Here is a 22637-nt window from a genome sequence, read left to right on the forward strand (position 1 = left end):
TTCTATGGATAAGAAAGAAATAGTGAGTTTATTGCGTGAATGCAAAATAGCAAATGAAAACGAAATTCAAGGTTTTTCAGAGTTAGAAGTGGATCAGTGCGAACAAGCGATAGGTACAATTTTACCGAACCAATATCGTGAATTCCTTTTGGCGATTGGTCACGATGCAGGATTGCTCTTTCAAGGAACGGATATATTATTTCGAAATATTGAAAATCTCTTGGAACTTAGAAAAGAAGCTGAAGACTTACTGGAAGAAAATGAAGAAATTTTTAACTTACCATCTGATGCTTTTGTCTTCTCAATGCATCAAGGATATGAATTCAACTACTTTGTTATATCGGAAGGTAATGACCCTCCAGTTTATCAGTATGTTGAGGGAGACGGTTCTCCTGTTTTAGTTTGGGATAGCTTTAGTACATTTCTTGGAAAATCAATAAATTCATGTGCTCAAGCTATTAAAGAAGGGATTATTCCCTTGTAATAATCGCAGCGTATGACCGTCACGCCCTTTAGGTGTTCCTATTTTGCTGCCAGGCTTGCGAAGATTCTGATGAGCACGGCTATTGCCCGGTATGCGCTAATGAGCTGCTGCGTTATGTTGGAAGCCTGCTTAATCGCTAACGAACCTAATAGGAGTGTATCAGGAAGTTCGGTGGAGCAGCTGCCCACCGAACTTCTTGGCGTTGCCCCGATAAATATCGCCGTGAAAGAGCTAAAATAGGTGGATAGGACTGGGAAAATGGGACGATAGATTCAGGTTTTTACTCCATTTTTGTAGAGATCTAGACAAATTCTCTTGAATTATTAAAGAAATGTCTACCTATATGGAGCTAAATGCCGATATACTTAATAGAGCAGTTGTTATTTATTTAGAGGTGGGGGGTTCTTCAATGATTAATGTCACAGTAGAACGTAAGCGACAGCTGGATTATACAGGAATCAAGGAACAGGATTTACAGCTACTTGCTGAATGCAGGCCTATTTTTAAGCAGGTGGTCAATGAGGTTGTTGATCGCTTTTACGATAATGTGGGACTCTATCCCGAATTGGTAGATTTAATGAAAAAATTCAGCAATGTGGAGCGCTTGAAAGGGACGCAGCGAGAATATTGGCTGTCTCTTGCTGACGGTGTTATTGATGAAGAGTTTATTGAAAACCGAATTAAAATCGGTCTCGTGCATTCCCGAATCGGTCTGACAACCGACTGGTATCTAGGTACATATATGACTTACTTGAACATTTCGACCGATGTATTTGAGCGTGTGCTGCCAGATGGCTGGAAGCCGGTTATTCACTCCCTGTCCAAGATGTTCAATCTGGACTCGCAATTCGTGCTTGAAGCCTATAACCGCGCAGAGTACATGAAGGTGCAAGAGCTTGCGGATGAGCGTGCAACTATGCTTACTACGGTAACGGAAGCGGTGCAGCAGCTGGCAGGCCTCATGGTCGAGCTGGAAGAGGGCGCACAGTCGATTGCTGCCACAGCGCTGTCTACTTCGGATTCACAAGCGAAAGCGCATTCTTTGCTTGGAGAGCTGCAGGGCGAGCTTGACGGCATTACGGAGATGGGGGCGATGATTCGGGAAATAGCCGATCAGACGCACTTGCTGGGGCTAAATGCCGCCATTGAAGCGGCGAGAGCCGGGGATCATGGGCGAGGCTTCGAGGTTGTTGCCAATGAGGTGCGCAAGCTCGCTGCGTCGTCACGCGGAGCCCAGGAAACGATTCAAAATAAGCTTAGTGAAATTGAGAAAAAGGTGAATTCCGTCCGTAAGGAGTCTGATCAGACGTCGGCGGAAGCGCGTAATCAAGCGGCAAAATCGCAGGAGCTTGCTTCTTTTGTGAAAATGGTCGATGAGGTCGCCAAAGATTTAAGCAAGCTTAATGCAGCATCCGAATAAACCATATTGAGTAGAAGATAAACTGACAAAAAGCCGAAATCCTCCAGCGCGAGAGTTTCGGCTTTTTTGTGATATATAAGTTGACATGAATATTCGGTTTTAGTATGATTGAGCTATAGAAATGGACGATTTTATGAAATTTAACGTCATAAAAACTAACATTAATATGCTATTGGATCAAAAACGATCATTATTGTTACAGGATTTAGATGTGAGGTTTAGCCATCTTGGAGGAGGCGGTTGGCATGTCGACGGCCAGACAGTCGCAGTCGCATTATTATGATTCACAATCCTTTTATGATGAAATGTTTGAAAAGGATTTCTCCGTTCGTCCCCACTATGAAAGCGTTCATCGCTTGTTCGGGAAAATTAAGCCCTCTGAGCTAAACATTCGTCAGCATGCCCTCAATCAGCGAATGCTGGAGGAGGGCATTACCTTCACGCTGTACAGCAGCAATCAAAATGAGCCTCTGGAGCGGACGATTCCGTTCGACTATATTCCCCGTGTCATTCCCCGGCATGAATGGGACAATATTGACCGCGGTGTGCGTCAGCGCATTCGCGCCCTTAACGCCTTCACCCATGACATCTACCATCAGCAGCACATTGTAAAGGATGGCGTTATTCCCCGCAAAATGATCGTATCCAACATTTATTTCCGCCCGGAAATGGTTGGTTTGGATGTGCCCGCAGGCGTGTATATTACAGCCTCGGGCATCGACTTGATCCGAGATGAGAAGGGGCGGTACTTTGTGCTGGAGGACAATTTGCGATCTCCCTCCGGCTTCTCTTACTTGTTCAAGGGCAGGACGCTGATGAGCGAGCTATTCCACGACCTGTATTTGTCCTCGTCTGTCCAGAGCATCGAGCGAAGCCTCAACTGCTTCCTCAGCTCGCTTCGCGCGCTTGCCCCGAGCGGCAAGCGTGATCCGCTTATTGTGCTGCTTACGCCGGGCTCCTACAACTCGGCCTATTACGAGCATACTTTCCTCGCTCAGCAGCTTGGTATTCATCTTGTGGAGGGTCGTGATCTCGTTTATAAGGATCACAACATTTATTTGCGGGATTTGCGCGGACTTCGCAAGGTGGATGTTATTTATCGGCGGATCGACGATGAGTTTATAGATCCGCTTGCTTTTCAGCCGGATTCGCTGCTAGGTGTTCCGGGGCTGATGAATGCTTATCGCGCAGGTAATGTGGCGATTGCTAACGCTCCGGGCACCGGGGTTGCCGACGATAAGGCTGTTTATGCGTATGTGCCGGATATGATTCGTTATTATTTGGGCGAAGAGCCGATTTTGCATAATGTGCCAACCTATATTTTGTCGCGCAAGGAAGAGCGGGAATATGTGCTGGATCATCTCTCGGAGCTGGTCGTGAAGGAAACCTCACTCTCCGGCGGCTATGGCATGTTAATTGGCCCAAGCGCGACAACAGCGGAAATAAAAGCATTCGCTGAAGCGATTAAGCTCGATCCAGAGCGATATATCGCCCAGACGACGATGAAGCTTTCACGAGCGCCGATCATGATGGATGGCGTCATGACACCGCGCCATATTGATTTAAGAGCTTTTGCGCTAATGGGTGAGGAAACACATGTCATACCTGGCGGGCTGACGCGTGTCGCAATGACGGAAGGCTCGCTAGTCGTCAATTCCTCGCAAGGCGGCGGCGTTAAGGATACATGGGTGCTCAGCCGCTAAGTCTGAATGCTTCTAAGCCTCGAAGCGGTAAAGCTGCTAAACCGGTGAGCCGGCAGGGATCAATGAGGCGGGAAGCCTAATAATCGGAGGGATGACTATGCTTAATCGGAATGCGGAGGCATTATTTTGGATTGGACGCTACATGGAACGGGCGGAAAACCATGCGCGTTTAATTGATGTCCACTATCACTTGCAGGCAGAGGATGGTGCAGATGCGGAGGCTGTGGTTCTAGGGCAGGGAACTGCTGCTGCGACCTGCAAATGGTCGCGTATCGTGGATGCGCTGGGCAGCAGGGAGTCCTTTGTCCAGCAATACGGCAGCTACAGCGAGCAGGATGTGCTGCGGTATATGACGCTTGACCGCGACCATTCGAATTCAATTGTGTCCTGCGTCAGTCACGCCCGGGGCAATCTGCGCACGCTGCGCGAGAAGGTGCCGAGCGAGATGTGGGATGCCGTCAACGGCTTTTATTTGTGGCTGCGAGAGAAGCAGCCGGAGGATTTAATTTCGGAATCACCGCATTTATTTTTTGGGAAAATCAAGGAATGGACGGCGCTGTTCCAAGGGATCAGCCAGTCTGTCATGCCGCGTGAAAATGAGTGGCATTTTATTGAATGCGGCCGCTATCTGGAGCGGGCTGAAAATACGCTGCGCATTATTAAAGCAGCTTATAATACGGTCATTGCGAGCGGGGAGAGCTGGAGCAATGCGACAGGCGCATATTCATACTTGCAGGCCATGCTGCGATCGCTGAGCGGCTATCAGGTGTTCCGGCGTTATTATGCCGATGGCATGTCGGTGGAATCAATCGTCGATTTTGTTATCTTGAATGAAGTGTTCCCGAGGTCGGTGCATTTTGCGCTGCATACGCTGGATGAGCATATGCGGGATATACGTTTTCAGGATATGCAGCTGCGCTCGGCGCATGACAAGGTCATTCGTCAGGTAAGCAAGGTGAAGGCGGATCTGGCCTGCCTGGACCGGGATGATGTTGCGCTGGACCGTGACGGGGCAATCGTCGGCCATTTGCTGGAGGCTTGCCAGACGCTGGGCGGCACCTTCGCCAAAACCTTTTTTCGCATGGGGGAGGCCAGTGCATGAAGCTGAACATTTCGCATGTGACGCAATACGATTATGGCACGCCCGTTACGGACAGTGTCAATGAAATTCGTCTGACGCCGAGTACGGATGAACGCCAGTCCTGCTATCAGCAGTCCATTGCGATTGAGCCGAATGCGCCGCTCTTCAGCTATGAGGATTTTTTCGGCAATCGGGTGCATTCGTTTTCGGTGAACGACTCGCACCGCAAGCTCACGATTCGTTCGCAAATGACCGTTGTGACGAAGGAGGCACTTACACCGGAGCAGCAGGCCGCCGCTCTGAACGGCGGCGGAGCGGCTGAAGTTGCCTGGGAATGGCTGCAATCAGAGGATGCGGGCAATCGTTTCGTGGAGTTTCTGCTGCCAACCGCTTATACGGCGCTGAGTCCAGAAGTAGAGATGTATGCAGTGGGCGTAGAGGATCGGAAAAATAATGGGCTGAGCGTATACGGCTGGCTGCTGGCGCTCTCCCAAAAAATTCGCACCGAATTTGTCTATGATCCAGATGCTACTACTGTGGAGACGAAGGCGAGCGACATGTTTGCACGCAGGCGTGGCGTATGCCAGGATTTTGCCCATCTGATGATCGCCTGCTGCCGTTCTCAGCAGGTTCCCGCCCGCTACGTGAGCGGCTATCATTTCGTTGGCGATTTGCAAGGCGGAACCGCAGATTTTGAGCAGGCGTCCCATGCATGGGTGGAAGCCTATGTACCTTCGCTCGGCTGGTGCAGCTTCGACCCGACGAATGAAGCTCCCGTAGGCGAGCGTTACGTAAAGCTGGGCCATGGACGAGATTATAAAGATATCGTTCCGGTAAAAGGCGTCTATCGCGGAAGTGGGCAGCAGATGCTTAAGGTGACGGTGGATGTTCGCAAATTAGAGGAATGAAGCAGGCGGGGAAACGTGAGAAAAGCCCTATGGGCGCATAGCTGTAGCTGCTTAAGCTTTGATACAGCTGCATATGCGCCCGAAGGGCTTTTTCGTTAGTTTTTTGGAAGGTTTAAATTCGAAGGCTTAGATTATTGAACGATGGTAAAATCATCAAAGTTCAAGCGGCTGCCGGATGTGCCGGCGACTACGATTTTGAAGCGTACCGCTGCACTTTCATTTACCGTAATCGTCTGCTCGGCTAACGACTGGCTGCTGGAGTAAGTGCTGCCGACGTCCGTCCAAGTGGAGCCGCCATTCAGCGACTTTTGAAGCTTCCATGTCGCTCCCGTATCGCTGCCAAAGCTTGCGTGCTTCACTTTGACGCTGGTCGCGCCGCCTGTCACACTGAAATTCATAGAGATAGAGCCTGCCGACCTGACTCTAGCAGCTTTCGTTCCGTTTTTCTTATCGGTAGCTAGATCGCCTAGCAGCGCATTATCAAAGGTCCATGAGCCTGAGCCGAGCGTAACCGTACCTGCCGTATAGGCTGCTTTCGTGCCTGTCTCGAAGGTTTCGTTCACAGCGCCGGATGTAGGCGGCTGTGATGTTGAGGCATAGCCGTAGGAGCCTTGCTTGAACGTGGAGCTGTCCCACCATTTGTAGCCGGAAGCCGGTGCTGCCCATGGTTCAGCCTGCGGCTGGGTTGACGTTTGCGGCGTTTCTATAGCAAGCAGCGCTGTTGCGCTGTCAAGCGTGAGGCCGCTTACTTGATTCAGTGCTGTGTAGCTTTCTTTAACAGCAAGCCAGTCCACAAGCTGCACGAGCAGCGCGCCATTGCTCGCTTCTGTGAAGCCGTCGTAAGTTGTTTTGGTACCGCCTGTTTCCTCACGCAAATATTTAGGCGTACTGTCTTCGACAGGAGAAGAGTCGCCGATGACGGCTACTTTGCCGAGACTGTTTTTTCCAATTGCCACATAAGGCCCTTCCGCAATTCCCCCGCCATTATAAACACCTTGGTCGACCGCATTGCCCCAAGCAGCCGAAGTCTGCTGTATGTAGACGATTCCCTTTGCTTTAGTCGGATCCGTAATGGCGATGGTCGATCCGGCATGCATCGTCACGGAATTAATGCCGCTAGTAATGCCAAAAGATTGTGACGCCGGCACGATCGTTCCTGAGTTTACATTGCCTAGCGCATTGTAACGGATGCGCATGCCGAAGTTATTCGACAGCCAGTCGGAGCTGGCTACACCTTGCATAGCGGCTGAACTGGCTTCCGCTGTGCTCATGCCTAGCGCAGGATTTGACCAAGCTCCCCGTCTGTAGCCATTGAATACTTCAGAGGAATCCCATCTGTTTTTATTGCGATCCGCGTTATAGTGGTCTGCGATGAAGAAAATGCTGCCTCCGCCCTGCACATACGAAAGCATAGCCTGCTGCTCGCTCGTCTTGAACGGCACGTTCGCTTCAGGAATAACGAAGACGTCATAGCCGCTTAAGTCTGTTAGCGTAATCGGGCCGCTTTTGCGAAGCTCCTTGACGTAATAGCCTCGGCCTGCAAGAGCTTGTCCAAAATCGGAAAAGCCGCCGTCGATGACCCAATCTGCCGCGCCTGCTGTTTGGGCATGGGCATTGTCGAACAGAATTTTTTTGCCATTGGCACTTCCTGAGGGCTGTAGGACGGGAGCTGGATCAGATGGCCCTTCCGCTAAGGAAACGGCCGTACTCGCCGACAAAGACATTGCTAAGATGAGTGCTCCAGCCGTCAATCGCTTCAAAAAATTACCCTTCATCATCAAACCTCCGCTTCTAGTAGTTGGTTCAAATAGAGTGGCTTCCTTGGTTGGAAGCTCAAGGCAATTGTACTATTTTTTCTAAATAATAGAAATAGATTCGCGTGAGAAAATTAATACATAGAGTGTTAAGTTTATGTAAGGGAAATTGAAAGAGCTGCTAATCGTTGCTGAATAGCTCGTTCAATACATTTTTTCTATTTTCAAGAAAGCGCCGGGTTAGCTGGTAGTGTGCCGTGTCCTCGTAGCGAATTTCTGCAACGGGCTTGGCGTCAAAATTGTAAATTTGCGCGTTCGGATACCCGAGCAAAATAGGCGAGTGAGTCGCGATGATGAACTGGGCATCGCGCTCTAAATCTTTAATGACGCGAAGCAGCGCGAGCTGGCGGGCTGGAGAAAGCGCGGCCTCAGGCTCGTCGAGCAGATAAATCGCTTTTTTGCCAAAACGGTGCTTAAACAACGATAGAAAGGCTTCGCCATGCGACTGCTCATGCAGCGATTTGCCCCCGTAATAGGGCAGGCTTTCGGGCACTGTATCAAGATAAGAGGCGAATTGATAGAACGTTTCTGCGCGCAGGAAAAAGCCGTTCGTGAGCTTGGGCATCCAGGAAAGCCGGATGTAGGGACCAAGTGCGGATTCAGAGGCATCCACGTCATAGCTGTTGTTGCGCCCGCCGCCAGCGGTGTTAAAGCTGCATTGATAGGCTATAGCCTCTAGAAAGGTAGACTTTCCGGAGCCATTTTCGCCTACAAAGAAGGTGATATGGGTATGAAAATGTAGCTTGCTCATTGACTGGATGACAGGTATGGAAAAGGGATAGGTGCTGGAATTGGGAATACGCTCCTTGAGTAGTTCTGCACTCCGTAAATACAAGGCTTTCAGCTCCTTTGGCAGAAAGGGATAGTTTATTTTATTTTAACAGATAGAAGGTGGGGCTGCATTTGGAGGGGCTAGGGGGAATGTTTTGTGACTTATTGTGATAGTCCAAGGTCTGACAAACATATGACCTAATATAGATTATTAAGTTCGAGGGGGATGTTCTTGTTGGGTTCCTATAAGAAGCGAATGAGCAAAATATCCTCATGCGATAATCCGAAACGTAAGCCAAGAAAAAAAGCGAGATGCGAACATAAGAAAAAGCGTCCTTGTAAACGAAAGGCCGTTCATAAACATAAATTTCCTGAACCGCCATGCTGTCCTGTTCCTGTAGTAGGGCCGACAGGCCCTCCGGGTCCAAGGGGGGCAGATGGCAAGCGTGGGCCTCAAGGTGTGCAGGGAGAGCAGGGTCCAGCAGGGATGACTGGAGCAGATGGGCTGCCCGGGATGACAGGAGCAACTGGAGCTACAGGTGCGGAAGGCGTTGCAGGGGTGACCGGCCCGACCGGAGCAACAGGGATAACAGGAGTTACTGGACCGACTGGACCGACTGGCGGCACGACGGGTCTAACAGGGGCAACTGGCGTGACGGGATCGACTGGGACGACGGGAGCGACAGGAATAACTGGATCGACGGGACCAACCGGACCAACGGGTGGCGCAACGGGAGATACTGGTGCAACAGGGTCGACAGGGGCGACTGGCGAAGCAGGATTAACGGGGAACACGGGAGCGACCGGAGCAACAGGGAACACAGGAGCGACGGGTTCGACGGGAGCAACTGGGTCAACAGGCGAGACAGGGGCAACAGGGAACACAGGAGCAACGGGTCCGACGGGAGCAACTGGGTCAACAGGTGAAACAGGAGCAACGGGCTCGACTGGAGCAACTGGGTCAACAGGTGAAACAGGAGCAACAGGGAACGCAGGAGCGACGGGAGCAACAGGGAATACAGGAGCAACTGGGTCAACAGGTGAAACAGGAGCGACGGGTTCGACGGGAGCAACTGGGTCAACAGGCGAGACAGGAGCGACGGGTTCGACGGGAGTAACTGGGTCAACAGGTGAAACAGGAGCAACAGGGAATACAGGAGCGACGGGTTCGACTGGAGCAACTGGGTCAACAGGCGAGACAGGAGCGACAGGCCCAACGGGAGCAACTGGGTCAACAGGTGAAACAGGAGCGACGGGTTCGACGGGAGCAACTGGGTCAACAGGCGAGACAGGAGCGACGGGTTCGACGGGAGCAACTGGGTCAACAGGCGAGACAGGAGCGACGGGCTCGACGGGAGCAACTGGGTCAACAGGTGAAACAGGAGCAACAGGGAACGCAGGAGCGACGGGAGCGACGGGAGCGACAGGAGACACAGGAGCGACAGGCCCAACGGGAGCAACTGGGTCAACAGGCGAAACAGGAGCGACGGGTTCGACTGGAGCAACTGGGTTAACAGGCGAAACAGGAGCAACGGGAAGCACCGGAGCAACAGGCCCAACGGGAGTAACTGGGTCAACAGGTGAGACAGGGGCAACGGGGAATACAGGAGCGACGGGTTCGACTGGAGCAACTGGGTCAACAGGCGAAACAGGAGCAACGGGTGCGACGGGGGCAACTGGGTCAACAGGCGAGACAGGAGCGACGGGTTCGACGGGTGCAACTGGGTCAACAGGCGAGACAGGAGCGACGGGTTCGATGGGGGCAACTGGGCCAACAGGCGAGACAGGAGCGACGGGTTCGACGGGAGCAACTGGGTCAACAGGTGAAACAGGATCAACAGGGAACACAGGAGCGACGGGTCCAACGGGAGCAACTGGGTCAACAGGTGAAACAGGAGCAACAGGGAACACAGGAGCGACGGGTTCGACGGGAGCAACTGGGTCAACGGGTGAAACAGGAGCGAGAGGTTCGACGGGAGCAACCGGAGCAACAGGCGAGACAGGAGCAACAGGGAACACAGGAGCAACAGGTGAGACAGGAGCAACAGGTCCGACGGGAGCAACTGGAGCGACAGGCCCAACGGGAGCAACTGGGTCAACAGGTGAAACAGGGGCAACGGGAAACACAGGAGCGACGGGTTCGACGGGAGCAACAGGGAACACAGGAGCGACGGGTCCAACGGGAGCAACTGGGTCAACAGGTGAAACAGGAGCGACGGGTTCGACGGGAGTAACTGGGTCAACAGGCGAGACAGGGGCAACGGGGAATACAGGAGCGACGGGTTCGACGGGGGCAACTGGGTCAACAGGCGAGACAGGAGCGACAGGCCCAACGGGAGCAACTGGGTCAACAGGTGAGACAGGAGCAACGGGAAACACGGGAGCGACAGGCCCAACGGGAGCAACTGGGTCAACAGGTGAGACAGGAGCAACAGGGAATACAGGAGCGACGGGTTCGACGGGAGCAACCGGAGTAACAGGAAACACCGGAGCAACAAGCCCAACGGGAGCAACGGGAGCAACGGGAGCAACGGGAGCAACGGGAGCAACGGGAGCAACCGGAGCAACAGGGAATACAGGAGCAACGGGTCCGACGGGAGCAACGGGAAACACGGGAGCGACGGGGTCGACTGGAGCAACTGGGTCAACAGGTGAGACAGGAGCAACAGGGAATACAGGAGCGACGGGTTCGACGGGAGCAACCGGAGTAACAGGAAACACCGGAGCAACAAGCCCAACGGGAGCAACGGGAGCAACGGGAGCAACGGGAGCAACGGGAGCAACGGGAGCAACGGGAGCAACGGGAGCAACGGGAGCAACGGGAGTAACGGGAGCAACGGGAGCAACAGGAGCAACGGGAGCAACGGGAGCAACAGGAGCAACGGGAGCAACAGGAGCAACAGGAGCAACGGGAGCAACAGGAGATACAGGAGCAACGGGAGCCACAGGGCCTAACTTTGCTACGCAAGGGTTTTCAGCGTTCCTTGCAACGCTTACGACTTCTGTTAGTGCGCAGCTAACGAATTGGTCTACAGCTAGTCCCTATTTTAGCGATCCCAATTTTAATGCGGTTACGGGCAACTATACGGTTCCCACAACGGGGAGGTACGCGATTAAGGCCACAATTAACTATGCAACAACAGCTGCTATTACAATTACGCTCGGTGCAGCCGTTAATCCAGCTTTTGTTGTCCAGCGGACATCGCCAATTGCCACGCCTCTAATTACTGGCCTGTTCCCGGTTCTCAATGTCAACGTTGCTCTTGTCTTAACCTTAAGAGCGATTCTAGGCAGTGGAACGGTCACTTTAGCTGGAGACGTAACGCTTAATGCCGGAGACGTTATCGGTCTATTTTATGCGGCAAATGGGCTTACCATATCCTTGAACTTAGGCAGTGGTGCAACAAATGGTATCGTTTGGTCCGTACACGAATTGACCTAACGCAGTATGGCAACTACTAGTTCGATTAATAATGTCGAGGTGAGCAAAATGATTTCCATTAGTCTGTGTATGATTGTCAAAAACGAAGAAGATACCCTCGGCCGCTGCTTATCTTCCATCCACGATTTAGTTGATGAAATTATTATTGTTGATACGGGTTCAACAGATCGTACGAAATTCATCGCCAGCAATTATACCGAGCTGATTTTTGATAGGGAATGGACGGATGATTTTGCTGCTGCTAGAAACTATGCATTCAGCAAGGCCGGGAAGGACTATATTTTTTGGCTCGATGCGGATGATATGCTGCTTGAAAATGATCGTGAAAAACTTGCTATTTTAAAGGCAGAGCTGAGCCCAGAGGTCGACTCCGTCCGAATGAACTATCATTTAGCCTTCGATGAATATGGCAATCTGACATCCAGCATTAGCCGCAACCGACTCGTCAAAAGGGTGAACAACTACCGATGGATTGGCGCGGTGCATGAGTATTTAGAGGTGTGGGGAAACATTGAAAGCAGCGATATTGCCGTTATCCATAACAGTCTTCATCATGACCGTAACCGTAATTTAATGATTTATGAAAAACGTCTGGAGCGCGGCGAGACATTTACTCCTCGTGATCTTTATTATTATGCGAATGAGCTTCGCGACCACGGAAAATATGAACAAGCGATTTTGCATTATGAAAAATTTCTTTCGACGGGCGAAGGCTGGGTGGAGGATAATGCGGCGACATGCGGTAAGCTGGCGGATTGCTATAACCAGCTTGGAGATGCAGAGCGGGAGCTTGAGTCGATACTAAGATCGTTTCAATATGGCAGTCCGCGCGCAGAGTTTTGTTGCCGGCTAGGATATTATTTTTTGCAGCAAAAAGATTTCGAGACGGCTGGTTACTGGTATAACCTCGCCATTGAGCGTGGGCAGTCCGACCAACGGCTGGGCTTTGTCAATGTGGCCTGCTCAACCTGGCTGCCGCATCTTCAGCTATGCGTCTGCTATGATCGTTTAGGTGATTACGAGCAAGCGTATCGGCATAATGAGGCTGCCCGAGCTTTCCGGCCAGATGATCCGAGAGTGCTGCAAAATAAAGCCTACCTGGAGTCGTTGCAGGTGCAAGCGGAATAACGCTGATCATATAAAAAAGCAGCAGACTAAGCGTTATCTTAGTCTGCTGCTGTATCGGCCTGTTTAAGCTTTAGCTGCCCAGATTTCGATTTCTATTTTTATTTCGGGCAGTCCTAATTCGGAAAGATAACCAATCGTCATAGAAGGATATTGAATGCCGAATAGCTCCGCCCATTTTTCGTAGAGATAATCCCAGTCTATTTTTTCAGTGGCCCATATGTTCACCTTAATAATATGCTCGGAGGTTAATTGCTCGGATTTCAGTAAAAAGTTGATGTTAGCAAACATATTGTTAATTTGTTCATTCAAAGTGTTCGGAATGTTGCCGTTTTGGTCCGTTCCAATTTGTCCGGAAGTTACAAACAGCTCGGCATTTCTCGGAACCTTTGTAATGTGACTGTAATTTCCTACTGGACTAGGCATACCTGCTGGATTTTTTCTAATAATTCCTACATTTTTCATACATCTTCGCCTCTCATTTTAAGATTTCTGCTATTTTTAACCAGTCGATTTGGGCGGACTTCACCCGTGAAATGACTTTTAGAAAAAAACAGCAGTCGAGTATCCGTAGCCAGAGGAGATGAAAAATAGCGATTTTTTCTTCATGAACGGACACTCCTTTCTCTTAAAATTAGGAAGCTTTAATCTATGTTAAAGTGTAAGCGAAATGATATGCGGAGTCAAATGTTTGCCAACTGTGCAATTACAGAGCGGCCTCCCGATCTGCTGCGTTAGATTTTAGTTGTATTAATAAGAAAGGCTTGGAGCTAAAGGTTTTTTTTCTCTTTGGCTTGTTATCCCCTTAGCTCAGAAACGTGGGTCAGGAAATTGTAAGGTTGATGACCAATCTGAAGACAAGATTCGTTTATCGTCAGTGGAGGTGACGAAGTGCGTTCTGAGCTAAGGGGATAACCTCCAAAAGCAGAACAAAAGGGAACAGGTGAGGAGATAAGGAGATAGAGGTGAGGCGAGAGGGGGAGGCGTCAACCGGATTATGCTTATAACATGCAAAAAAATGCGAGAAGCTGCCTCAAGGCCGCGTCCCGCATTTTTTAAATATTGTCAGAGCAAGGGGATGCTCTGCCCCAAAACTTCAGTAAGGATGGTCATACCTTAAACAAACTTGCGGCTTGTTTTTTTGCCGTCGCAGCTGAACACGATTTTTTTGTCCTCGACGACGGTTTCGAGATGGACGGATTTGCCCCAAAGATAGACGACATGCGGCAGCGTGCGCTCGACATATTTCAGATCAAGCTCCATGCCTTCATATTTATGCAGCAAGTACAGCTCGCCTACACGGTTGAAATCGCCATCAGTCACGAACAGGCTGGGGAAGCCGCCGTTCACTTTGGAATAAACAAGCTGGTCGCGGATGTTTTCCCACGATTTATCGGTTATTTTCCACTCGGGTCCCTTCTTCTCGAAAACATACAGATCCAGCTCCTTAACCAAATCCTTGGTTAAATAATTGCGGAGAAACGAGATATCTGAATCGAGCTCGCGTACCTCGAACATTTTTTCCCGGCCCTTGCCCGGCACGCGCCCGAAGCGCCGCTGCTCCTCTGCCGTCGGCTTATCCCAACGCTTCTCAATATCCTCGAAAATTTTCAACCCCAAATAATAAGGATTCAGCGTGTGCCGGGAGGGTACGACGACGGAGGAGTTCAGCTTGGCAAATTCAATCGTTTCCTCGCTCGTCAGGTCAAGCTCGCGAATAATGCGCTGATGCCAGTAGGACGCCCAGCCTTCGTTCATAATTTTCGTCTCCAGCTGCGGCCAGAAATACAGCATTTCATCGCGCATCATCGACATAATATCGCGCTGCCAGTCTGTAAGCTGGGGCGAATATTCCTCGATAAACCAGATCAAATCCTTTTCCGGCGCTGGCGGGAAGTGCTTTGGCGGCGGCGTTTGATCCTGATGCTGTGTTTCATCCGGGTCAAGTCCCCATAAATCCTCGTATTCGGATGGGGTCGTCATATGGACAGAGCGGTTCTGCTCCGTCGTCAGCATTTCAATATAGCGGGTTTTATCAAGCTGATAGGGCTTAATAATTGCCGAGTCCACATGCTCCTGAATAGCAAGCACAGCATCAATAAATTTCTCGACCGCTTCCAGGCCGTAATCCATTTCATACTGCTGAATACGTTCCGCTGTAGCGGACATGCTTTCGACCATATTGCGGTTGGAGGTACTGAAACGGGCGTTATTTTTGAAAAAATCACAATGGGCGAGAACGTGCGCGACGATCAGCTTATTCTGAATAAGTGAATTGCCCTGCAGCAGGAAGGCATAGCAGGGGTTAGAGTTAATGACGAGCTCATAAATTTTGCTCAGTCCAAAATCATATTGCAGCTTCATTTTGTTGAAGGTTTTCCCAAAGCTCCAGTGGCTGTAGCGCGTCGGCATGCCATATGCTCCAAACGTATAAATAATGTCGGCTGGGCAAATCTCATACCTCATCGGATAGAAATCGAGGCCAAAGCCTTGAGCGATTTCCGTAATTTCATCGATGGACCGCTCCAATGCGCGGATCTCATCCTGGTTCATCAGCCATCCCCCCGTACTTGATAATACCGTTCATACCATAGGTATGTGCAGTGGGCCAAGTTTATGTCGTGTTGGGGAAGAGTTTATAAATTGTAACGCTCATATTCACAGCCACACAGCATATATTAGCAGATAGTGACTGCTGGGTGTGCAGTTTACCCATGGACAGGAGGAGGGTTATTTATGAGCGAATCTGAAAATACGAGGCAAGGCTACTCCCCTATTCCCCAGCCGATTCGCAGCGATGGAGCAGGCGGCCCGGATTTAGGGCCGCGAGATGTAATGAGGGACTTGGAAAATCCGGATATGCTAGTTCCTCCTGTAACGGATGCTGGCCTCGTTCCCAATATGAAATTTTCATTTTCGGACGCCCATATGCAGTTGAATCAAGGAGGGTGGTCCCGTGAGGTAACAGCCCGCGAGCTGCCGATTGCGACAACGCTGGCAGGCGTCAATATGTCGCTCATTCCGGGCGGGGTCAGGGAAATGCATTGGCATCAACAGGCAGAATGGTCCTACATGCTGCTTGGTCATGCAAGAATTACAGCGGTGGACCAGAACGGAAGAAACTTCATTGCGGATATTGGACCGGGTGACTTGTGGTATTTTCCGCCGGGAATTCCACATTCGATTCAAGGACTGGAGGGAGGCTGTGAGTTTTTGCTTGTGTTTGACGATGGGAATTTCTCGGATTTGAACACGCTGTCAATTTCCGATTGGTTTGCCCATACGCCGAAGGAGGTGCTTTCGGCTAATTTTGGCGTGCCTGAGAGTGATTTCGACCATATTCCAGATGATCAGGTTTATATATATAAAAGCACGGTTCCCGGCTCTATTGAGAGCCAGAAGGTAGAATCGCCATACGGAACTATCCCGCAGTCGTTTAAGTTTGAGCTGTTAAAGCAGCCCCCTATCATTACGCCTGGAGGCAGTGTGAGAATCGTTGATTCCTCCAATTTTCCAGCATCTAAAGCGATTGCAGCAGCACTTGTCGAAATTAAACCCGGCGCTATGCGCGAGCTGCATTGGCATCCGAATAACGACGAGTGGCAATATTATTTATCGGGACAGGGCCGAATGACTGTATTTACCGGCAATGGAAACGCGCGGACGTATGATGTGCGGGCAGGCGATGTCGGTTATGTACCCTTTGCCAGCGGTCATTATGTGCAAAATACCGGAAATACAACTCTATGGTTTCTGGAAATGTTCAAAAGCGACCGCTTCGCAGACGTTTCCCTTAACCAGTGGATGGCACTTACTCCAAAGGAGCTTGTAAAAAGCAATCTCAACGTAGATGAAGCGTTTGTATCCAAGCTGCGCAAGGAAAAATGGCCCGTTGTTAAGTATCCGGGCTTTTAAGCAGGACTATGGCTGGACTATGTGCGTCTGAGCTTAGCCTATGGAAGAGGCTGGACAAAAGCAGGCAAACTCGCTATTATGAATAATAATTCATTATAATGGATTTTTATTCATAAGGGAGAGTGTTAAGCTTGCAGCATTTTTTATCTTTTGAGCATACAACGAAGGAGCAGCTTCAGAGTATCATCGAACAGGCGGTTGAGATTAAGCGCAACCTGCAAGTCTACAGTAAGGCGGCCGACAACAAGGGGCTGCTGATGCTTTTTCAAAAAAGCTCAACAAGGACGAATCTTTCTTTCCAATCCGGCATGAACCAGCTTGGCGGCTACGTCGTTCCGATGGATTGGAACAGCAGCAATTTCAGCATCTCGCCGATACAATACGAATCGCGTTACGTCTCCCGAAACAGCGACATCATTATGGCACGGCTTAAAAATCATGCCGATCTGCTGGAGCTGGCGCGTTATGCGACTGTCCCGGTCATCAATGGGTGCTGTGATAGATACCATCCATGTCAGGCTCTGGCTGATCTGATGACGATCTATGAGGTGGCGGGTACCTTTTCTGGTATAACGCTTACTTATGTTGGCATTCATAACAATGTGGCCAATTCTCTCGTGGAGGGCTGTATGCTGCTGGGCATCAAGCTGCTGCTTGTTACACCGATCATTAATGAACCATCGTGGAACCAGAAGCTGATGCAAAATGCGCTGCAAAGCGGCTGGGTGGAACAGCTCGACAGCTTGCAGGATGCAGTTGCTCGATCTCAATTTGTATATACGGATACATGGGTCGATATGGAGTTTTATAAAGAGGAATTTTATCAAGAGGAAAAAAGGCGCCGCATTGAGGTGATGCTTCCGTATCAATTGAACAGCAGCACGCTTGCTGGCAGCGCGCCTTATATTATGCATGATATGCCGATTCATCCGGGCTTTGAGATCGCAGAGGAGCTGGTGGAATCGGAGCATTCGCTCATTTATCAGCAGGCGGAAAATCGGATGCATGCTCAAAAAGCGCTGCTGCTGCATCTTCTCCAATAATTCTCCGGCTTCACTGGCGGGACATGCCTTCAAGTAAAGTTGAAGGGCGAGTCCCGTCGGCGAGCCGGAGTTTTTTTTATAATGGAAACAGTCGGTCATTGGCAATGAAAGGGTATGTATAGTAATATAAAATTATGATCTTATCGAAATTTTAAATACAATTTTTGTAAGAAGTTATTAAATGAGAGAGAGTATGAGGATAAAATTGTGCTTCATCTTACTTTAGAATCAATCATTCACGGGCTGTTGTATATTATGGCGGCTGCACTCATGTTTATTGTTTTTACTCCAAGATCGCTGGGCTCTACGATGAAACGCAGGCTGTTGTTTGTGGGGCTGCTCGTCGTATTTACAACGGTATTTCTGAGCCTGGAGGATATTGATCCCCTCGTGTATGCTCTGCATCTGACCTCAGTCTCTCTGGCTCTTGCTGTGCTTTATAAAGGACTGCTTCCAGGCGTGATTACAGGAATGGTGCTTTTTTTTGGAGGTGCCTTGCTGTATGGCAATCACTGGCTGCCAACAGGGACAGCGATTGGTCTGATGCTGCTGATAGGAGGGGTATTCCACTTTAAGATAAAGCCAAATACCCAGCAAAAGCTTAGCCTTGTCAATCTGTTCCTCGTCTCGTTACATATGCTGGCCTTTATTGGTGTTTCCTTGGCGCTTGGACATGATTTTAATACGGTGCAGCTCATTGTTATCGCTGTTGGAGCGGCGTTTTCGTCGTTGCTGATTAGCTTTATTTATTTTAATGTGAAAAACCGGGAGTGGTACGAGCAGATGCTCGTTATTTCCGAAAAAAATCAAATCGTTGGCCAGCTCGCTGCCTCCATTTCGCATGAAATCCGCAACCCGCTTACAACGACGCGAGGCTTTCTTCAAATGATGGGGAGACAGCAGTTGGATCGCGAGACATTTGAGCGCTACCGCACCTATGCCTTTGAAGGTATTGATCATGCAAATGCGATTATTACCGATTATTTGAATTTTTCGAAGCCTTGTGAAGAAGAGCGTCGCCGACTGAATGTGAAGGATGAAATTGACGGAGTCATTCCTTGGCTAAAGCCTTATTCTGTGATGTCGAACATTACGGTCGAGGTTTATCATTTATCAAAGGAGCCGCTCATTATTAACGGAGAGGTCAAGAAATTTCAGCAATGTATGCTCAACATTATGAAAAACGGCATTGAGGCTATGCCTGAAGGAGGCAAGCTGACGGTGCAGACCGAGCTGGTGCGCAATCACATTCAAATTCTGGTTCGCGATACGGGCTGCGGAATGAGTCGAGCACAAGTTAAGAGGTTAGGCTTGCCTTATTATACGACAAAGGAGCGGGGAACGGGGCTCGGACTGATGGTTGTCATGAATATGGTCAAGGAGATGAACGGCAATATATTTTTTCACAGTAAAATGAATCAAGGAACGATATGCGAGCTTCAGCTGGAACGAGCTTCTGCTGCTCCTGAATAGCGAATCGAGTGTGCAGGTCAGAAAGCGCATTGTGGAAAAAGATGGTTGATGGAGAGTGCCGAAGCAGCTCCTCAACCGTCTTTTTTATTTGGAGAAAACGATTGAAAGCGTTATTAATTCGTGCTTGCGTTCTGCTGCTGCATAGTGTTTAATGATTATATGGATTGTAAATTTATTATCTGATTAACAAAAATATTAATCTTATGAGGTGAGCTAATGTCAAAACAAGCAAAGCTGATCGTTGATAAGGATTTTGTAGTAGGTGAAGTCGATAAAAGAATTTATGGCTCGTTTATCGAGCATTTGGGCCGAGCGGTATATGGCGGTATTTATGAAAAAGACCATCCGCAGGCGGATGAACAGGGGTTTCGCTCCGATGTGCTGGAGCTTGTAAGAGGGCTGGATGTGCCGATTGTACGATATCCCGGAGGAAACTTCGTTTCCGGGTATAACTGGGAGGATGGCGTAGGCCCGCTAGATCAGCGGCCAAGACGTCTGGAGCTTGCTTGGCGCACGATTGAGCCGAACTGGATTGGCTTTAATGAATTTATGGACTGGTGCCGCAAAGCAAATACAGACGCGATGATGGCTGTGAATTTAGGAACGAGGGGCCCAGATGAAGCACGTAACCTCCTTGAATATTCCAATCATCCGTCAGGATCGTATTGGAGTGATTTGCGTATTCAGCACGGCTATAAGGACCCGCACAATATCAAAACCTGGTGCCTGGGCAATGAGATGGATGGCCCTTGGCAAATAGGCGCTAAAACAGCCGTCGAGTATGGACGTATCGCCAGCGAGACTGCAAAGGTTATGCGCTGGGTCGATCCCACGATTGAGCTTGTCGCTTGCGGCAGCTCAGGAATCGCCATGCCGACCTTCCCGGATTGGGAAGCTACGGTGCTGGATTTAGCTTATGATGAGGTAGATTATATTTCCCTGCATCAGTATTACGGAAACCGCGATAAGGATACAGCAAATTTCCTGGCACAATCTGTGGGAATGGACTCCTTCATTCATACGGTCATTTCTACAGCCGACTTTGTGCAGGCGAAGAAACGCAGCAAGAAGAAAATCAATCTTTCCTTCGATGAGTGGAATGTATGGTTCCATTCAAATGAAACGGATAAAAAAATTGACCCGTGGCAAATTGCCCCTCCGCAGCTGGAAGATATTTATACGCATGAGGATGCGCTGGTCGTTGGCTGTATGCTGATTAGCCTGCTCAAGCGAGCCGATCGTGTGAAGATGGCATGTATCGCGCAACTCGTCAACGTCATCGCTCCAATTATGACGACAAATGGCGGAGGAGCCTGGAAACAGACGATCTATTACCCGTATATGCACGCAAGCCTGTTCGGAAGAGGCGAGGTGCTTGTACCGCTCATGAGCTCGCCTAAGCATGACACGAAAGAATTTACAGATGTGCCTTATATTGAAGCGGTAGCTGTGCATAATGAAGAGAAGCAAGAGGTTACTGTGTTTGCCGTGAATCGTCATCTGGAAGAAAGCATTGCATTCGATATCGACCTGCGGAGCTTCGGTCAAGGACGAATTTTGGAGCATATTGTTTTGGAAAATGAGGATTTGTTAGCTTCCAATACAGCAGATGCGCCTAACCGCGTCACGCCGCACACGAATGGCAGCGCCGCATTGACGGATAAAGGACAATTTCAAGCTGTGCTGAATAAAGCATCATGGAATGTCATTCGAATTAAGCTGTAAATTCAAATGGGGAACAATCGCAAGCGTAGCTGAGGTGAGAGGGCTAAGCTTGCGGTTGTTCCCTCTCGTTTCATTTTATGCGATGATAGGGAGAGGAGGGGGGAAACAAAATGATTAAAGCCAATACAGATATAGCTTGGCTGCCGCTTTATGAGGCGCTGTCGAGTCAGGTGCGGCTTCATATTATAGATTTGCTGGCAGTAAGTCCGATGAATGTCAAAGAGCTTGCAGAGGCGCTGGGGCTTAGCAGCGCGATTGTGACGATGCATATCCGCAAGCTGGAGAAGGCGAATCTCATCGAGACGAAGATGGTACGCAAGCAGGGAGGCACGCATAAAATATGTACGCTTGCCAAGCAGCACATTGAAATCGAGCTGCCCCATCACACACGTGAAGTGAAAAAAATGCACGAAAGCACGGTGCCGATTGGACATTACACCGAATATGAAGTGCATCCGACCTGCGGCATCGCGACGGTGGAGAAGGTTATTGGACAATTCGATGACCCGCGCTTTTTTCTAGAGCCGGAGCGGATGAATGCGGGCATTTTATGGTTTGGCCGGGGATACGTCGAATATAAAATTCCTAATTATTTGCTGCCAGGGCAGCGGCCTAGCGCATTTGAGCTTGTGCTGGAGCTGGGCTCTGAGGCACCGGGCTACAATCCGAATTGGCTGTCTGATATTAGCTTCAGCCTAAATGGCACGACCATCGGCAAGTGGACAAGCCCTGGCGATTACGGGGGCACACGCGGCAAATATTCACCTTCCTGGTGGCATAGCAACCTGAATCAATACGGCTTGCTCAAAGTCATCCGCGTTCAGGAGGATGGCACCTTTGTGGATGGCCAGCAGGTAAGCGACGCTAGCGTGCAGCAGATTACAATGGATCGCAATCACTGGACGCTGCGCATTGCGGTAGATAAGGATGCTGCACATGTAGGTGGCCTTACGCTGTACGGCAAAGGCTTCGGTAATTACAGTCAGGACATTATGTTCAGGGTTTATTACGAGGAATAAGCACATGAATAAAAGCCGTATCGCAGTCAGATTGGGGGAGACTCTGACGATTGTGATACGGCTTTTATTTCCTCGCGAAACGGTTATTTTGCCGCGGGGGCGGCAAAGCCGTTTACGCTTGGTAGACGTTTGTGTGAGTGCAAGCTAATTTGTGCTAAAGCACCCGACGTGCCGTTGCGTAATTATTGCTCCACCAGCTGGAGCTTAAACTCGTAACGGTCACTCCAGGAGCGCCGTATGTATGAATAATTTGATTATTGCCGATATAAATGCCGACGTGATGAATAGGGGAATAGAAGAAAACGAGATCGCCAACTTTTAAATTGCTTCGAGATACGAACGAGCCGACCTTCGATTGGTCCTGCGAGCTTCTCGGCAAAGAAACACCAACGCTTGCAAAAACTTTTTTAGTGAAGGAGGAGCAGTCAAAAACGCGAGTTGAACTAGTGGGAGCGCTGAATTGATAAGGTGTTCCCATATAGCCTTTTGCCACAGAAACGATCTTGGCTTGGGTGGAGGCGGATGCCGCATAAGCTGCCGGTGCTTGGGTGAAAGGAACAGCAGATAAAGTAAGGGATGCGGTAAGTGCAAGGGATGCAGCCAGTTTACCAAAACGAAGTTTTTTCATGATGCGAATGCCCTCTCTTCTTTGGGTTGATAGCTTGTCTATTTATATGTTCTTAGCTATACAATACCACAAATAAAATTGAGAGT

The 22637-nt window shown here is 49.6% G+C and carries 16 protein-coding genes and 1 pseudogene; 12 read left to right on the forward strand and 5 right to left on the reverse strand.

All coding sequences use genetic code 11. The features are described from left to right. The first annotated feature begins 4 nt into the window (after positions 1 to 4). From V5J77_RS07275 to V5J77_RS07295, 5 genes are all read left to right on the forward strand, one after another. Positions 5 to 484, forward strand: a complete 480-nt coding sequence (locus V5J77_RS07275; RefSeq protein WP_338555114.1) for an SMI1/KNR4 family protein — start codon at positions 5 to 7, stop codon at positions 482 to 484. 409 nt (positions 485 to 893) lie between these two features. After that, positions 894 to 1904 (forward strand): globin-coupled sensor protein, encoded by a 1011-nt coding sequence (locus V5J77_RS07280; protein ID WP_338555115.1) that lies wholly within the window; start codon positions 894 to 896, stop codon positions 1902 to 1904. A gap of 245 nt (positions 1905 to 2149) precedes the next feature. Continuing rightward, on the forward strand, positions 2150 to 3607 hold the full coding sequence (locus tag V5J77_RS07285; protein ID WP_338555116.1) for a circularly permuted type 2 ATP-grasp protein: 1458 nt from the start codon (positions 2150 to 2152) through the stop codon (positions 3605 to 3607). 97 nt (positions 3608 to 3704) lie between these two features. Then, a complete protein-coding gene (locus V5J77_RS07290; RefSeq protein WP_338555117.1) occupies positions 3705 to 4709 on the forward strand; it encodes an alpha-E domain-containing protein in 1005 nt (334 codons plus the stop codon). Continuing rightward, positions 4706 to 5596 (forward strand): transglutaminase family protein, encoded by an 891-nt coding sequence (locus tag V5J77_RS07295; RefSeq protein WP_338555118.1) that lies wholly within the window; start codon positions 4706 to 4708, stop codon positions 5594 to 5596. The genes V5J77_RS07290 and V5J77_RS07295 overlap by 4 nt, the downstream gene beginning before the upstream one ends. Before the next feature lie 131 nt (positions 5597 to 5727). Here V5J77_RS07295 and V5J77_RS07300 read toward each other — a convergent pair whose 3' ends face one another. Both V5J77_RS07300 and V5J77_RS07305 read right to left on the reverse strand, forming a co-directional pair. Then, positions 5728 to 7320, reverse strand: a complete 1593-nt coding sequence (locus tag V5J77_RS07300; protein ID WP_338556614.1) for an Ig domain protein group 2 domain protein — start codon at positions 7318 to 7320, stop codon at positions 5728 to 5730. A gap of 211 nt (positions 7321 to 7531) precedes the next feature. Beyond that, entirely contained in the window at positions 7532 to 8245 is a 714-nt protein-coding gene (locus tag V5J77_RS07305) for an AAA family ATPase (RefSeq protein WP_338555119.1), read from the reverse strand. Positions 8246 to 8665: 420 nt separating this feature from the next. On the opposite strand from V5J77_RS07305, the pseudogene V5J77_RS07310 reads away from it, so the two are divergent. Then, a pseudogene (locus V5J77_RS07310) lies at positions 8666 to 11623 on the forward strand (collagen-like protein); the annotation flags it as partial. A 48-nt stretch (positions 11624 to 11671) separates the two neighbouring features. Continuing rightward, the gene (locus tag V5J77_RS07315) at positions 11672 to 12751 is read left to right on the forward strand and encodes a glycosyltransferase family 2 protein (protein ID WP_338555120.1); all 1080 of its coding nucleotides are present in this window, start codon (positions 11672 to 11674) and stop codon (positions 12749 to 12751) included. 63 nt (positions 12752 to 12814) lie between these two features. Here V5J77_RS07315 and V5J77_RS07320 read toward each other — a convergent pair whose 3' ends face one another. Both V5J77_RS07320 and V5J77_RS07325 read right to left on the reverse strand, forming a co-directional pair. Continuing rightward, positions 12815 to 13213, reverse strand: a complete 399-nt coding sequence (locus tag V5J77_RS07320; protein ID WP_338555121.1) for a RidA family protein — start codon at positions 13211 to 13213, stop codon at positions 12815 to 12817. 651 nt (positions 13214 to 13864) lie between these two features. Next, positions 13865 to 15301 (reverse strand): SpoVR family protein, encoded by a 1437-nt coding sequence (locus tag V5J77_RS07325; protein WP_338555122.1) that lies wholly within the window; start codon positions 15299 to 15301, stop codon positions 13865 to 13867. A gap of 183 nt (positions 15302 to 15484) precedes the next feature. On the opposite strand from V5J77_RS07325, the gene V5J77_RS07330 reads away from it, so the two are divergent. The 5 genes from V5J77_RS07330 to V5J77_RS07350 all read left to right on the forward strand — a co-directional run bounded on the left by V5J77_RS07330 (position 15485) and on the right by V5J77_RS07350 (position 21923). After that, complete coding sequence (locus tag V5J77_RS07330) at positions 15485 to 16663, forward strand: oxalate decarboxylase family bicupin (RefSeq protein WP_338555123.1); 1179 nt, start codon at positions 15485 to 15487, stop codon at positions 16661 to 16663. A 131-nt stretch (positions 16664 to 16794) separates the two neighbouring features. Further along, positions 16795 to 17706: an ornithine carbamoyltransferase gene (locus V5J77_RS07335; protein ID WP_338555124.1), complete on the forward strand. Its 912-nt coding sequence runs from the start codon at positions 16795 to 16797 to the stop codon at positions 17704 to 17706. 207 nt (positions 17707 to 17913) lie between these two features. After that, on the forward strand, positions 17914 to 19179 hold the full coding sequence (locus V5J77_RS07340; protein ID WP_338555125.1) for an ATP-binding protein: 1266 nt from the start codon (positions 17914 to 17916) through the stop codon (positions 19177 to 19179). 216 nt (positions 19180 to 19395) lie between these two features. Then, a complete protein-coding gene (locus tag V5J77_RS07345) occupies positions 19396 to 20904 on the forward strand; it encodes an alpha-N-arabinofuranosidase (RefSeq protein WP_338555126.1) in 1509 nt (502 codons plus the stop codon). A gap of 110 nt (positions 20905 to 21014) precedes the next feature. Further along, the gene (locus tag V5J77_RS07350; RefSeq protein WP_338555127.1) at positions 21015 to 21923 is read left to right on the forward strand and encodes an ArsR family transcriptional regulator; all 909 of its coding nucleotides are present in this window, start codon (positions 21015 to 21017) and stop codon (positions 21921 to 21923) included. A 154-nt stretch (positions 21924 to 22077) separates the two neighbouring features. Here the strand turns inward: V5J77_RS07350 and V5J77_RS07355 are convergent, their stop codons facing one another. After that, positions 22078 to 22551 carry a C40 family peptidase gene (locus tag V5J77_RS07355; RefSeq protein WP_338555128.1) on the reverse strand — a complete coding sequence of 158 codons (474 nt, stop codon included), beginning with the start codon at positions 22549 to 22551 and terminating at the stop codon, positions 22078 to 22080. Positions 22552 to 22637: the final 86 nt, after the last annotated feature.

The organism is Paenibacillus sp. KS-LC4, assembly GCF_036894955.1.
Lineage (GTDB): Bacteria > Bacillota > Bacilli > Paenibacillales > Paenibacillaceae > Pristimantibacillus.

Bases quoted from the DNA above. Each gene is read 5' to 3' on its own strand.
- V5J77_RS07345 (WP_338555126.1), top strand. From the start codon at position 19,396: ATGTCAAAACAAGCAAAGCTGATCGTTGATAAGGATTTTGTAGTAGGT.
- V5J77_RS07320 (WP_338555121.1), bottom strand. From the start codon at position 13,213: ATGAAAAATGTAGGAATTATTAGAAAAAATCCAGCAGGTATGCCTAGT.
- V5J77_RS07280 (WP_338555115.1), top strand. From the start codon at position 894: ATGATTAATGTCACAGTAGAACGTAAGCGACAGCTGGATTATACAGGA.
- V5J77_RS07285 (WP_338555116.1), top strand. From the start codon at position 2,150: ATGTCGACGGCCAGACAGTCGCAGTCGCATTATTATGATTCACAATCC.
- V5J77_RS07275 (WP_338555114.1), top strand. From the start codon at position 5: ATGGATAAGAAAGAAATAGTGAGTTTATTGCGTGAATGCAAAATAGCA.
- V5J77_RS07330 (WP_338555123.1), top strand. From the start codon at position 15,485: ATGAGCGAATCTGAAAATACGAGGCAAGGCTACTCCCCTATTCCCCAG.
- V5J77_RS07290 (WP_338555117.1), top strand. From the start codon at position 3,705: ATGCTTAATCGGAATGCGGAGGCATTATTTTGGATTGGACGCTACATG.
- V5J77_RS07355 (WP_338555128.1), bottom strand. From the start codon at position 22,551: ATGAAAAAACTTCGTTTTGGTAAACTGGCTGCATCCCTTGCACTTACC.
- V5J77_RS07295 (WP_338555118.1), top strand. From the start codon at position 4,706: ATGAAGCTGAACATTTCGCATGTGACGCAATACGATTATGGCACGCCC.
- V5J77_RS07300 (WP_338556614.1), bottom strand. From the start codon at position 7,320: ATGTCTTTGTCGGCGAGTACGGCCGTTTCCTTAGCGGAAGGGCCATCT.
- V5J77_RS07315 (WP_338555120.1), top strand. From the start codon at position 11,672: ATGATTTCCATTAGTCTGTGTATGATTGTCAAAAACGAAGAAGATACC.
- V5J77_RS07325 (WP_338555122.1), bottom strand. From the start codon at position 15,301: ATGAACCAGGATGAGATCCGCGCATTGGAGCGGTCCATCGATGAAATT.
- V5J77_RS07350 (WP_338555127.1), top strand. From the start codon at position 21,015: ATGATTAAAGCCAATACAGATATAGCTTGGCTGCCGCTTTATGAGGCG.